12 protein-coding genes are annotated in these 12284 nt (G+C 63.5%); 5 read left to right on the forward strand and 7 right to left on the reverse strand.

Annotated features, from left to right (window positions below):
* Positions 1 to 18 precede the first annotated feature (18 nt).
* The 3 genes from ASF84_RS26460 to lipA are packed head-to-tail and all read left to right on the forward strand — an operon-like array spanning position 19 to position 1950.
* Complete coding sequence (locus ASF84_RS26460) at positions 19 to 294, forward strand: DUF493 domain-containing protein (protein ID WP_056841870.1); 276 nt, start codon at positions 19 to 21, stop codon at positions 292 to 294.
* On the forward strand, positions 294 to 941 hold the full coding sequence (gene lipB, locus ASF84_RS26465; protein WP_056841871.1) for a lipoyl(octanoyl) transferase LipB: 648 nt from the start codon (positions 294 to 296) through the stop codon (positions 939 to 941). Before ASF84_RS26460 ends, lipB begins: the two co-directional genes overlap by 1 nt.
* Position 942: 1 nt before the next feature.
* Positions 943 to 1950: a lipoyl synthase gene (gene lipA, locus ASF84_RS26470; RefSeq protein WP_056841872.1), complete on the forward strand. Its 1008-nt coding sequence runs from the start codon at positions 943 to 945 to the stop codon at positions 1948 to 1950.
* Positions 1951 to 2020: 70 nt separating this feature from the next.
* Here lipA and ASF84_RS26475 read toward each other — a convergent pair whose 3' ends face one another.
* The 5 genes from ASF84_RS26475 to leuS form a co-directional block, all read right to left on the reverse strand.
* Positions 2021 to 3349, reverse strand: a complete 1329-nt coding sequence (locus ASF84_RS26475) for a lytic murein transglycosylase (RefSeq protein WP_056841873.1) — start codon at positions 3347 to 3349, stop codon at positions 2021 to 2023.
* 82 nt (positions 3350 to 3431) lie between these two features.
* Positions 3432 to 3587 (reverse strand): alternative ribosome rescue factor ArfA, encoded by a 156-nt coding sequence (gene arfA, locus ASF84_RS26480; protein WP_056841874.1) that lies wholly within the window; start codon positions 3585 to 3587, stop codon positions 3432 to 3434.
* A gap of 319 nt (positions 3588 to 3906) precedes the next feature.
* Complete coding sequence (holA, locus tag ASF84_RS26485; protein ID WP_056841875.1) at positions 3907 to 4938, reverse strand: DNA polymerase III subunit delta; 1032 nt, start codon at positions 4936 to 4938, stop codon at positions 3907 to 3909.
* A gap of 44 nt (positions 4939 to 4982) precedes the next feature.
* Positions 4983 to 5588, reverse strand: coding sequence for an LPS-assembly lipoprotein LptE (locus tag ASF84_RS26490; protein WP_056841876.1), 606 nt, complete (start codon positions 5586 to 5588; stop codon positions 4983 to 4985).
* Positions 5589 to 5676: 88 nt separating this feature from the next.
* Complete coding sequence (gene leuS, locus ASF84_RS26495) at positions 5677 to 8283, reverse strand: leucine--tRNA ligase (protein WP_056841877.1); 2607 nt, start codon at positions 8281 to 8283, stop codon at positions 5677 to 5679.
* 311 nt (positions 8284 to 8594) lie between these two features.
* Between leuS and ASF84_RS26500 the strand changes: the two genes are divergently transcribed.
* Positions 8595 to 8963 (forward strand): hypothetical protein, encoded by a 369-nt coding sequence (locus ASF84_RS26500; RefSeq protein ID WP_056842009.1) that lies wholly within the window; start codon positions 8595 to 8597, stop codon positions 8961 to 8963.
* Between the two features lie 84 nt (positions 8964 to 9047).
* Positions 9048 to 9809, forward strand: coding sequence for a YdcF family protein (locus ASF84_RS26505; protein WP_056841878.1), 762 nt, complete (start codon positions 9048 to 9050; stop codon positions 9807 to 9809).
* 72 nt (positions 9810 to 9881) lie between these two features.
* Here the strand turns inward: ASF84_RS26505 and lnt are convergent, their stop codons facing one another.
* Positions 9882 to 11408, reverse strand: coding sequence for an apolipoprotein N-acyltransferase (gene lnt / locus ASF84_RS26510; RefSeq protein ID WP_056841879.1), 1527 nt, complete (start codon positions 11406 to 11408; stop codon positions 9882 to 9884).
* Between the two features lie 29 nt (positions 11409 to 11437).
* Positions 11438 to 12280: an HlyC/CorC family transporter gene (locus ASF84_RS26515; RefSeq protein ID WP_056841880.1), complete on the reverse strand. Its 843-nt coding sequence runs from the start codon at positions 12278 to 12280 to the stop codon at positions 11438 to 11440.
* Positions 12281 to 12284: the final 4 nt, after the last annotated feature.

Genomic DNA, 12284 nt, shown 5'->3' on the forward strand with positions numbered 1-12284 from the left:
TGTGAGACCTTTACTGCCATGACCGATACCGATGTACAGCCACCAAGAATCGAATTTCCCTGCGCCGACTACCCGATCAAGGTGATCGGTGACACCGGTGTAGGCTTTACCAACAGCGTGATCGAGATCCTCAAGAAACACGCCGAAGTCGATCTCAAGACCCTGGCCGAGCGTCAGAGCAGCAACGGCAAGTACACCACCGTCCAGTTGCACATCATCGCCATCGGCGAGGATCAGCTGCGCGACATCAATAGCGCCCTGCGCGCGACGGGTGTCGTGCACATGGTGCTCTGATGAGCGATGTTCTCGGCATCCGCGAGCTGGGACTGGTCGACTACGAGCAGGCCTGGCATGCGATGCAGCGCTTCACCGACACCCGTGGCCGCGAGGCCGCCGATGAGGTCTGGCTGGTGCAGCACCCGCCGGTGTTCACCCAGGGCCAGTCCGGCAAGGCCGAGCATTTGCTGCTGCCGGGCGATATTCCTGTCGTACAGGTCGATCGTGGTGGCCAGGTGACTTATCATGGCCCCGGCCAACTGGTGGCGTACCTGTTGCTTGATGTCCGGCGCAAGGGCTGTGGCGTGCGTGACCTGGTCACGCGTATCGAAAACTGCCTGATCGATCTGCTGGGCAGCTACGGCGTGGTGGCGGCGGCCAAGGCCGAAGCGCCAGGCGTCTACGTCGAAGGCGCGAAAATCGCTTCTTTAGGCCTGCGCATCCGTAACGGTTGTTCCTTTCATGGCCTGGCGCTGAATGTCGACATGGACCTGGAGCCGTTCCGGCGTATCAACCCCTGCGGTTATGCAGGGCTGACGATGACCCAGCTGAGTGAGCATGCCGGGTCAATAGAATTTGCCGAGGTAAGTGCCCGGCTGCGCGCGCAGCTCGTCAGACACCTCGACTATGCTGAGCAGGCGACCCTTACGGGCGGAATAGACTGATATGACTGATACCGTGCAAACCCTGATCCCGACGCTGGATGTGTCCGAGCGTGCGCCCCGCCCCAAAGTCGAAGCAGGCGTAAAGCTGCGTGGCGCGGAAAAAGTAGCGCGCATCCCGGTCAAGATCATTCCAACCGTCGAACTGCCGAAAAAGCCTGACTGGATTCGCGTGCGTATCCCGGTTTCGCCGGAAGTCGACCGCATCAAGCAACTGCTGCGCAAACACAAGCTGCACAGCGTCTGCGAAGAAGCGTCCTGCCCGAACCTGGGCGAGTGCTTCTCCGGCGGCACCGCCACGTTCATGATCATGGGTGACATCTGCACCCGTCGCTGCCCGTTCTGCGACGTGGGCCATGGCCGTCCCAAGGCCCTGGACACCGAAGAACCGCACAACCTGGCGGTGGCGATTGCCGACCTGCGCCTGAAGTACGTCGTGATTACCTCGGTAGACCGCGACGACCTGCGCGACGGTGGTGCCCAGCACTTTGCCGACTGCCTGCGCGAAATCCGCAAGCTGTCGCCCAACGTACAGCTCGAGACCCTGGTGCCCGACTACCGTGGGCGCATGGACGTGGCACTGGAAATCACTGCCGCCGAGCCGCCGGATGTCTTCAACCACAACCTGGAAACCGTGCCACGCCTGTACAAGGCCGCGCGTCCGGGTTCCGATTACCAGTGGTCGCTGACCCTGCTGCAACGCTTCAAGCAGATGGTGCCGCACGTGCCGACCAAGTCCGGTCTGATGCTGGGCCTGGGCGAGACCGACGAAGAAGTGATCGAAGTCATGCAGCGCATGCGCGAGCATGACATCGACATGCTGACCCTGGGCCAGTACCTGCAACCGTCGCGCAACCACTTGCCGGTGCAGCGCTTCGTGCACCCGGACACCTTTGCCTGGTTTGCCGAGGAAGGCTACCGCATGGGCTTCAAGAACGTGGCGTCCGGGCCGTTGGTGCGTTCGTCGTACCATGCCGACGAGCAGGCCAAGATCGCCAAGCAAGCGCTCTGATCACAGGGCATAAAAAAACGGGCCGCAGAGTGATCTGCGGCCCGTTTTTTCATGTGCGCTGAAAAGGCGCCTACTGCTGACGCAGGCTGTTGAGCAGCTCGTGGGTCGGATAGCCATCGGCCGGCCAGCCCAGCGCCTGTTGGGCGCTACGGATCGCCTTGCGGGTGTTGGTGCCAATGATTCCGTCAGGCGCGCCGGCGTCGTACTGGCGGGCACTGAGCAGGCTCTGCAGCTCCATGCGCTCGGAGCGACTGAGCGGCAGGTCGGTGCGCGGCCAACTGCCCACAACGTAACCGGCGCCCTTGAAGCGATCGCCCAGCATGCTGATGGCCATGGCGTAGGAGCTTGAGTTGTTGTACTTGAGAATGGCGCGGAAGTTGTCCAATACCAGAAAGGCCGGGCCACGGTAACCGGCCGGCAGCAGCAGGGAGGCCTGTTGCTGGGCGGCGGCGGGCGGCAGCGGCGTGCCGTCGGGCAGCTTCAGACCCAGTTCCTGCCATTGCGCCAGGCTCTTGCGAATCGCAGGGTCTGCCAGGGCGTAGTCGAAACCGCTGGCCAGGACCACTTCATATCCCCACGGCTGTCCACGCTGCCAGCCCGAGCTTTGCAGATAGTGGGCGGCCGAGGCCAGGGCATCGCTGGGGCTGCTCCAGATATCGCGGCGGCCGTCGCCATCGAAGTCCACGGCATGGGTGTTGTAGGTGGTCGGCATGAACTGGGTCTGGCCCATGGCGCCGGCCCACGAGCCGATCATGCGGTCGGCACTGATGTCACCTTGCTGGATGATGGTCAGGGCCGCCAGCAACTGGCTTTGCGCAAAGGCCGGACGACGGCCTTCATAGGCCAGCGTGGCCAGCGAGCGGATCACCGACTGGCTGCCCTGGAACTGGCCGAAGTTGCTTTCCATGCCCCAGATGGCGACCAGGGTCTGGCGGTCGACGTTGTAGCGTTGCTCGATGGCCTGCAACTCGCTGGCGTACTGGGTCAGCAGGGCCTGGCCCTTGCGCACGCGGGCATTGGAAATGGCGTTGTCGAGGTATTCCCAGACCGGACGGCTGAACTCGGGCTGGCTACGGTCGGCCTTGACCACGCTCATGTCGGGTGTGACCCCGGCGAAGGCCGTGTCGAAGACGTCGGCGCGGATACCGGCCTGCAGGGCCTGGTTGCGAAAGCCGGCCTGCCACTCGCTGAAACTCACGGTAGGCTGGAGGGACAGGGTATCGTCGACCGCCAGCGGGGCAACAAGAGCCGGCGCGGGAGTCGCTGCGGCTGTGTTGACGTTCTGAAGCGGGGTGGCGTCGGCCGCAGTGGGCTTTTCAGCGCAGGCGACCAGGGCAATGAGGCTGGAGGCGGCGATCAACTGGCGCAGGGGCCAGCGTGGGGTAAAACAGAAGTGCATGCTGGGGTCCAGGCAAATACCGTTAGATGCAGACCTTAACACGCCAGCCAGGTTGCGGGTGCTGTGAAAGTAACGACATTTATCAGGCAGCCATAAAGTAAAAAGCCTCCCGGTCTTTCGACTGGAAGGCTTCGCGGCGGTAGCTGCCTTTGCCCTTGGCCGGGCGCTCCTGGCGGCTGCGGAACAATGGCTGGGCAATGATGGATTTGGCCTTGTTGGGCCGCTTGTTCTTGCTCATGGCAATAATTCCCTCGGGTGTGTGCGGGACGCATGATCGGACACGACGCGCAGCGTGTCCAATAGACCTGTGCTATGAAGCGACCTTCACACTAATCACACATACAAGTACTGACAGATTTTGCTGGATATTGAATTCACCCTTTGTAGGAGCGCGCTCTGCCCGCGACCGAGTGCGCAGCGCTCGCAAAATTTGTGAAACGCCACAATTTTACGACTGTGAACACTTTCAAAATTTGTGAAACGCCACAATTTTACGACTGCTAACGCAGCCGGTCGCGGGCAGAGCGCGCTCCTACACTCCGGTCCCATGTAGGCTGCTACGGCAACTGCAACCGTTGCCCCGCCATCATCAGGGCCAGTCGCGCCAGGCTGCTCCACGGTGAGCCGGGTGCCTGGCCCTTGATCTGTGCGTCGATCTGCTGGGCATCGAGCAGCAACTGGTTCCAGCGCTTGCTGGACAGGCGCTGCAAGGCCTTGCCCATCAGTGGCTTGCGCTTGTCCCAGACCGGCGGGCGCGCCGAGCTGAACACCTTGTCCAGCGGCATGCCCTGGCTGAACTGCAGGGCCATGGTCGCCAGGGCACGCAGTTCGCGGGTCAGGGCCCAGAGAATCACCGGGGTTTCCACGCCCTCACCGCGCAGTCCTTCCAGAATGCGCAAGGCATGGGCCGCATCGCCGGCCAGCACCGCATCGGTCAGGCCGAATACATCGAAGCGCGCACTGTCGGCAACGGCCGCCTGGACGGTCTCGACGGTAATCTGCCCGTCTTCGGCCATCAGCTTGAGCTTTTCGATTTCCTGCGCGGCCGCCAGCAGGTTGCCCTCGACCCGGGCGGCGATCAGTTCAACGGCATCCTGGGTGGCGGCAAGGCCGGCCTGGGACAGGCGCTGGCGAATCCATTGCGGCAACTGGTTGGCATCCACCGGCCAGATCTGTACGAACTGACACTGTGCGCCGTCGACCAGCGCCTTGCCCCATTTGGTCTTCTGCGCGCTGCCATCGAGCTTGGGCAGGCTGATCAGCAGCAGGGTGTCTTCGGCCGGGCGCGAGCAGTATTCGATCAGCGCCGCCGCGCCCTTGTCGCCAGGCTTACCCGAGGGCAGGCGCAGCTCCAGCAGGCGTCGTTCGGCGAACAGCGAGAGGCTGGCCCCGGCCTGGAGCAGGGTGCCCCAGTCGAAGTTGGCGTCGGCGCTGAACACCTGGCGTTCATCGAAGCCCTGCTGGCGCGCAGCGGCACGAATGGCGTCGGCCGCTTCCTGGCACAGCAACGGGTCATCGCCACTGACGATGTAGACCGGTGCGAGCGTGCCTTGCAGGTGTTTGCCGAGTTGGGCGGGGGCGAGTTTCATGGTGGGGCCGGCGATCGGGGCCAGCAGGCTGGCCCCGTAGAGGTTTAGCGGTTCGGGATTTCGACAGGTGACTGCTGAGGCGTGGCATCACGCAGGCGTTGTGCGTCCTGGCGGGCTTGCTCTTCGGCACGGGCGACTTCGTCGGCACGGACTTGCAGTTGGTCCAGGCGTTCCGGGGTCAGCTGTTGCAGACGGGCAAGCAGGCGCTGGATCAGTTCGCTGCGCATTTCCTGACGGATCTGCGCCGCTTCCTGGTCGGAACCGGTCAGGTTGTTGCCGTCATGCACGTAGATGCGGTCGACGCTGACCTTGTCGCCCAGCAGGAAGCGGTCCTGGATACCATGGATCTCGTAGTCCAGCGTGGTCGTCAGCTGGTACTCGGCCGAGCGGCCGGAACCGGAATAGCTGGCGGTGCGCTGGCTTTCGGACTCGTTGACCAACTGCAGCTTGTACTGGGCGCCAGTGTAGACATTGACGCCGGAGCTGCTCAGCACGCGCGTGAGCTGGGTCACCGTGTCGCCATAGGCGTTGCGGGCGCTGACGTCCAGTTCCTTGATGGCCAGTTCGTTGCTGCCGGTGCCGCGCAGCTGGAAGCCACAGGCGCTCAGCATCACAGCCAGACCCAGCACCAGCAGATTGCGTTTGATCATCTTTATATTCCCCTTGAATCCGTCTGGGGCGCTCGTGCGCACCCTGGAAATAGGCCGGGCGCCCGAACCTGTCGGGCGCCCGGGACCATCAGCTTGCGACGATATTGACCAGTTTTCCTGGCACTACGATGACCTTGCGGATCGTCAGGCCGTCGATGAAGCGCAGCACGTTCTCGTTGACCCGTGCAGCCGCTTCGATTTCTTCGCGGCTGGCGCTGGCCGGCATCTCGATCTGGCCACGCAGCTTGCCATTGACCTGAATCACCAGCTGCAGGCTGTCCTGCACCAGCGCGTTTTCATCCACGACCGGCCAGCCGGCATCGATGACCGGCGTGGCATGGCCCAGTTGCTGCCACAGCTCATGGCTGATGTGCGGCGTGATCGGCGCCAGCAGCAGGGCGACGGTCTGCAGGCCTTCCTGCAGCAGGGCGCGGTCCTGTGCACTGGCTTGCGGGGCCTTTTCCAGCACGTTCATCAGGGTCATCACCTGGGCGACGACTGTGTTGAATTTCTGGTGCTGGCCAATATCCTGGCTGGCCTGCCTGATCGCCTGGTGAATCGAGCGACGAATGACTTTCTGCTCGTCGTTCAGGGTCGCCAGGTCCAGGCTACCTGGCAGGCCCTGGGCCACATGGGCCTGGGCCAGGCGCCAGACGCGGCGCAGGAAGCGGCTGGAACCTTCGACGCCCGAATCGGACCATTCCAGGCTCTGGTCGGGCGGCGAGGCGAACATCATGAACAGACGGCAGGTGTCGGCACCGTACTGGTCGATCATGGTCTGCGGGTCGATGCCGTTCTTCTTCGACTTCGACATCTTTTCCGTGCCGCCGATCTGCACCGGCAGGCCGTCGCTGGTCAAGGTGGCGCTGATGACCTTGGCCTTGGCGTCACGCTCCAGGGTCACATCGGCCGGGTTGATCCAGGTCTTCTTGCCGCTGGTTTCCATGCGGAAGTAGGTTTCGGCGTTGACCATGCCCTGGGTCAGCAGGTTCTTGAACGGCTCGTCCGAGCTGACCAGGCCTTCGTCGCGCATCAGCTTGTGGAAGAAGCGCGCATAGAGCAGGTGCAGGATGGCGTGTTCGATCCCGCCGATGTACTGATCGACCGGCAGCCAGTGGTTGGCCGCTTTCGGGTCGACCAGGCCGCCTTCATAGTGCGGCGAGGCGTAGCGCGCGTAGTACCAGGACGACTCGACGAAGGTGTCCATGGTGTCGGTTTCACGCTTGGCCGGTGCGCCGCATTTCGGGCAGCTGCACTCGTAGAATTCGGGCATGCGCGCCAGTGGCGAGCCGGCGCCGTCCGGCACCACGTCTTCAGGCAGCACGACCGGCAGTTGATCTTCGGGCACCGGCACGTCGCCGCACTGCTCGCAATGCACGATCGGGATCGGGCAGCCCCAGTAGCGCTGGCGGCTGATGCCCCAGTCGCGCAGGCGGAACTGGGTGCGTGACTGGCCCAGGTCTTTCTTGATCAGTGCCACTTCGATGGCATCGAACGCGCCCTGGAAGTCCAGGCCGTCGAATTCGCCAGAGTTGATCAGTTCGCCGTGCTCGCCAAAGGCGGCCTGCCATTCGCCGGTCACCTCATCGCCAGCGCTGGTGCGCACGACGGCCTTGATCGGCAAGCCATACTTGGTCGCGAATTCGAAGTCGCGCTCGTCGTGGGCCGGTACGGCCATGACCGCGCCGTCGCCGTAGTGCATCAGCACATAGTTGGCGACCCACACCGGCAGTTTTTCACCGGTCAGCGGGTGCTCGACGAACAGCGAGGTCGGCAGGCCTTTCTTTTCCTGGGTCGCGACATCGGCTTCGGCGACGCTGCCGCCCTTGCATTCATCGATAAAGGCTTGCAGCTCGGGATTGCCTTGCGCGGCCTGGGTGGCCAGCGGGTGCTCGGCAGCGACGGCGACGTAGGTCGCGCCCATCAGGGTGTCGGGGCGCGTGGTAAAGACTTTCAGGGCACCGGCCTGGCCGATGCTGGCCTGGTCGTACGGGAACTGCACCTCCATGCCACGCGACTTGCCGATCCAGTTGCGCTGCATGGTCTTGACCTGCTCGGGCCAGCCCGGCAGATCGTCCAGGCTGGTCAGCAGTTCATCGGCGTAAGCGGTGATCTTGAAGTAGTACATCGGGATTTCACGCTTCTCGATCAGCGCGCCCGAACGCCAGCCACGGCCGTCGATGACCTGCTCGTTGGCCAGGACCGTCTGGTCGATCGGGTCCCAGTTCACGGTGCCGTTCTTGCGGTAGATCACGCCTTTTTCGAACAGGCGCGTGAACAGCCATTGTTCCCAGCGGTAGTAATCGGGCTTGCAGGTGGTGACTTCACGCGACCAGTCGATCGCCAGGCCCAGGCTCTTGAGCTGGGTCTTCATGTAGTCGATGTTCTCGTACGTCCACTTGGCCGGGGCGACGTTGTTGTCGATGGCGGCGTTTTCTGCCGGCATGCCGAAGGCGTCCCAGCCCAGCGGCTGCAGGACGTTCTTGCCGAGCATGCGCTGGTAGCGGGAAATTACATCACCGATCGTGTAGTTGCGCACATGACCCATGTGTAGCTTGCCGCTGGGGTAAGGAAACATCGACAGGCAGTAGTAAGTCTCCTTGCCTGGCTGTTCACTGACTTCAAAGGATTTTTGCTCGTCCCAGAAGGACTGGGCGGCGGCTTCGATTTCGCGGGGCTGATAGAGTTCGTGCATGGCTTTTTTTACTAGAGATGGGTGACCCTTGGCCTCTTCATCGCTTCGCCGGGTCAGGCGTGCACCGGGGGTGATGGCCTGGGCGGTGCGTCGTGACTCGAGTGAGCGCAAGTGGGGTTAAGGAAACGCCGTAGCATACATGAGCGCTGTCTACCGAGGGAAACCCTGATTGCGCAGCCCGGTGGCAAAAGCACCGATGAGTGACGCGTTCAACGAATAGTTCCCGCCGTTGGTCGCAGTTTCGCGCCTGTTTCGATAGCAGCGCTAAGCTCAAGAACGAGGGTATGTCCTATCTTCGAAGAGGTGAGCGGATGACAGAGTTGCAGCACATATCAGGCACTCCTGAGCTGTATGAACGTTTGATCAATCGTATGGAGCTTGCGCTGGAAGCGGCAAACACCGCCGTTCGTCTTCGCAACGAGTTGCTTGTCGAGCTGGAGTTCGACGGGTTGAGCGATGACGAGATCGAGCTGATTGAGGCCTACCTGGAAAACGGCGAAAGGCAGGCAAGCGGGGCTGTTGGAGACACGTCGCAGGACAGTTCAAGGGCTTTGCCGGAGCCATCCGCTTCGCTGCACGCGGCGCGGGAACCGGCCAGGGTCATCTGGCTCAAGGACCGGCGACGCAAAGGTCGCGCAGGCCGATCGAGCGGTCACCCGACGACCCCGTTCAAGTTCTGACCATCGCGGGCTGCGGGCCCGTCTTTCAAGCATTGTCGCTTGGCATCATTGCTTCTAGGCTTCGGACATCTCTGGAGATGTCCGATGCCTTTACGCTACCTGTTCAAAACCCTGCTGCTGCCACCTGGCATTCTGTTCGTGCTGTTATTGATGGGCTGGTGCTGGCGACATTCACGGCCGCGCCTGGCGGCTGCCTGCTTTGCAGTGGGGCTGGGCGGGCTGTGGCTGATGAGCCTGCCGGTGGTGATCGAACACGCCGCCCGTGGCCTGGAGCAAGTACCGCCGCTGCCCCGCGAGCAATGGCAGGCGCTGGCGCAGCAGGCTGATGCGATCGTGGTGCTGGGCAGTGGCCGGGAACGCAACTCGCCCACCTGGGGGGCGGATGCCTCGACGGCAATGGGACTTGAGCGCCTGCAACTGGCCGCGCGGCTGGCAAAAGTGTCCGGGTTGCCGGTGCTGGTGACCGGCGGCCTGCACTACGGCGAGCCGCCCAGCGAGGCACGGATCATGAGCGACACCCTGCGCGAGGATTTCGGCGTCGAGGTGCGCTGGCTGGAGGAGCAGAGCCGTACAACCTGGGAAAACGCCACCCTGAGCGCCCGACAGTTGTTGCCGCAAGGCGTCAGGCGCGTGGTGCTGGTGACCCACGCCTGGCACATGCCGCGATCACGCTGGAGCTTCGAACAGGCCGGCTTTACCGTCATCGGTGCGCCGGTGGGGTTTCTCGGCGTGGACAACGCCCGGCCTTTCGGCGGCGGGCTGCCGGAAAGCCGCGCCTTCGGCCAGAGCGCCGTGCTGCTCAACGAGGCCGCAGGCCTGCTGGTCTACCCGTGGATTTATCCGTAGGAGCACCTGCGGTCGCGAATACCGCGGTGAATCAGGCGGGGCCCTTCGCGACCGTTGGTCGCTCCTACGGTTCTACGGTCCTGCGTGGCGGGCACGGCGTGCCGTAACCCACGCCCAGCCCAGCAACAGTACGCACACACTACCCAGTGGCCAGGAGCGCCAGCGCAGGTACGGTGTCAGTTCGTGCATGGGCACCACTTCGCCATAGAGTACGCCGCGTTCGAACGAGGGCAGGCGGGTGGTGATCCTGCCATACGGATCGATCAAGGCCGTGACGCCATTGTTGGTCGCACGAATCATCCAGCGACCGGCCTCCAGTGCGCGCATCTGGGCCATTTGCAGATGCTGCAACGGGCCGATCGAGGTGCCGAACCAGGTGTCGTTGCTGACCGTCAGCAGCAAGTCGCTGCGGGCTGCCAGCCCGGCGGCAAACTCCGGGTACACCACTTCGTAGCAGATGTACGGCGCAATCTGGTAGCCCTGCGCCTGCAACAGCGGCTGGTCGTGCGGCCCGCGGGCAAAGTCCGACATGGGCAGGTTGAAGAACGCGATCAGGCCCCGCAGCAGGTCCTGCAAGGGCACGTATTCGCCAAAGGGCACCAGCTTCTGTTTCAGGTAGGTGCCATCGCCAACGCCGGTCACGGTGATGCCGTTGTAGTAACGGTATTCGCCTTCATGGTTGGCCTGGCGCAAAGGGACGCCGGTGATCAGCGCCGAATTCCGGTCGGCGGCAAAGCGGCCCATCATGCTCAGGTAGCCTTCGGCCATTTCCTTGAGCACCGGCACGGCCGTTTCCGGCCAGACGATCAGATCGGCCTGTTTCGAGCGAAACGTCATGTCGCGGTACAGCGCCAGTTGCGCGTTGAGGTGCTCGGGGTCCCACTTGAGGATCTGTTCGACATTGCCTTGCACGGCCGCGACCGTCAGTGGTTTGCCGGACGGTGATGTCCAGGCATGGCCCTTCAGTGCCAGGCCGATGACCCAGGGCGCCACCAGCAGCGCCGCGCCGCCTGCCAACCATGAACGTTGCATGCGCAAGCGGGGCAGGTTGCACAGCAGGGCAGCGGTCAGTGCCAGGGCGAAGGACACCAGCCATACGCCGCCCAGCGGTGCCAGGCCTGCCAGTGGCCCGTCGAGCTGGCTGTAGCCGGAATAGAGCCACGGAAAGCCGGTCAGGAACCAGCCACGGAAGGCTTCCTGGGCCACCCACAGGGCCGCAAACGCCAGGGCGTCGGCCAGCGGCTGCGGCGTGCGCCGCAGCCAGCGTGCCCAGGCCCAGGCGGGCAGGGCGAAGAACCAGGCGATGGCGGCAATGAACGCCAGCATCAACAGGCCTGCCAGCAGGGCCGAAGCCCCGCCGTAGGTGTTGATGCTGACGTAGATCCAGCTGGTGCCGGCACCATACAGACCGAAGCCATAGCACCAGCCGCGCCCCAGGGCCTGGCGCGGACTCAGGTCGCGCAGCCCCAGGTAAAACAGGGCGGCAGCCAGCAATGCCAGCGGCCAGATATCGTACGGCGCAAGGGCCAGCGTGGTGAGGCCACCGGCCGCCACGGCCAGCAGGTTACCGGGCCAGCCGGGGCGGGTGATCCAGCGCATCAAAGATCCTTAATACAACGTATGACGGGTCAGGCCCGTGACAGGGGGCTCAGGCGCAGCAGGTGAATGCGGCGGCTGTCGGCGTTCAGGATGCGGAAGCGGTAGGCGCCGATCTCGGTGGTCTCGTTGCGCTTGGGCAGGTGGCCGAAGGCATTCATGACCAGGCCGCCGACGGTGTCGAACTCGTCGTCGGAGAACTCGCTGTCGAAAAATTCGTTGAAGCTTTCGATCGGCGTCAGTGCCTTGACCAGGAAGTCGCCACTGGGCAATGGCTTGATGTAGCTGTCTTCCTCGACATCGTGCTCGTCCTCGATGTCGCCGACGATCTGCTCCAGCACGTCTTCGATGGTCACCAGGCCTGCCACGCCGCCGTATTCGTCGATGACGATGGCCATGTGGTTGTGGTTGGCGCGAAACTCGCGCAGCAACACGTTCAGGCGCTTGGACTCGGGCACGAAGGTGGCCGGGCGCAGCAGTTTCCTGATGTCCTGGCTGTCGCTGTCCTGTTGCAGGATCAGCGGCAGCAGGTCCTTGGCCAGCAGTACGCCGAGCACGTCGTCGTGGCTTTCACCGATCACCGGGTAGCGCGAGTGGGCGGCATCGATGACCGATGGCAGGAATTCGCGCGGCGTCTGGGTGGCGCGGATGCTGATCATCTGCGAGCGCGGCACCATGATGTCGCGTACCTGCAGGTCGGCCACCTGGATGGCGCCCTCGACGATGGCCAGCGCCTCGCTGTCCAGCAGTTTGTTCTGGTGGGCTTCGCGCAGCAGCTCCAGAAGCTCCTGGCGGTTCTTGGGCTCGTGGGCAAAAGCCTGGGTCAGTTTGCCCAGCCATGACTTTTGCCCGTTGCTCGATCGATCTTCGCTCATGGCC

Source organism: Pseudomonas sp. Leaf127, assembly GCF_001423155.1.
In the GTDB taxonomy this organism is placed as follows: domain Bacteria; phylum Pseudomonadota; class Gammaproteobacteria; order Pseudomonadales; family Pseudomonadaceae; genus Aquipseudomonas; species Aquipseudomonas ovata.

Bases quoted from the DNA above. Each gene is read 5' to 3' on its own strand.
- ASF84_RS26460 (WP_056841870.1), top strand. From the start codon at position 19: ATGACCGATACCGATGTACAGCCACCAAGAATCGAATTTCCCTGCGCC.
- lipB (WP_056841871.1), top strand. From the start codon at position 294: ATGAGCGATGTTCTCGGCATCCGCGAGCTGGGACTGGTCGACTACGAG.
- lipA (WP_056841872.1), top strand. From the start codon at position 943: ATGACTGATACCGTGCAAACCCTGATCCCGACGCTGGATGTGTCCGAG.
- ASF84_RS26475 (WP_056841873.1), bottom strand. From the start codon at position 3,349: ATGCACTTCTGTTTTACCCCACGCTGGCCCCTGCGCCAGTTGATCGCC.
- arfA (WP_056841874.1), bottom strand. From the start codon at position 3,587: ATGAGCAAGAACAAGCGGCCCAACAAGGCCAAATCCATCATTGCCCAG.
- holA (WP_056841875.1), bottom strand. From the start codon at position 4,938: ATGAAACTCGCCCCCGCCCAACTCGGCAAACACCTGCAAGGCACGCTC.
- ASF84_RS26490 (WP_056841876.1), bottom strand. From the start codon at position 5,588: ATGATCAAACGCAATCTGCTGGTGCTGGGTCTGGCTGTGATGCTGAGC.
- leuS (WP_056841877.1), bottom strand. From the start codon at position 8,283: ATGCACGAACTCTATCAGCCCCGCGAAATCGAAGCCGCCGCCCAGTCC.
- ASF84_RS26500 (WP_056842009.1), top strand. From the start codon at position 8,595: ATGACAGAGTTGCAGCACATATCAGGCACTCCTGAGCTGTATGAACGT.
- ASF84_RS26505 (WP_056841878.1), top strand. From the start codon at position 9,048: ATGCCTTTACGCTACCTGTTCAAAACCCTGCTGCTGCCACCTGGCATT.
- lnt (WP_056841879.1), bottom strand. From the start codon at position 11,408: ATGCGCTGGATCACCCGCCCCGGCTGGCCCGGTAACCTGCTGGCCGTG.
- ASF84_RS26515 (WP_056841880.1), bottom strand. From the start codon at position 12,280: ATGAGCGAAGATCGATCGAGCAACGGGCAAAAGTCATGGCTGGGCAAA.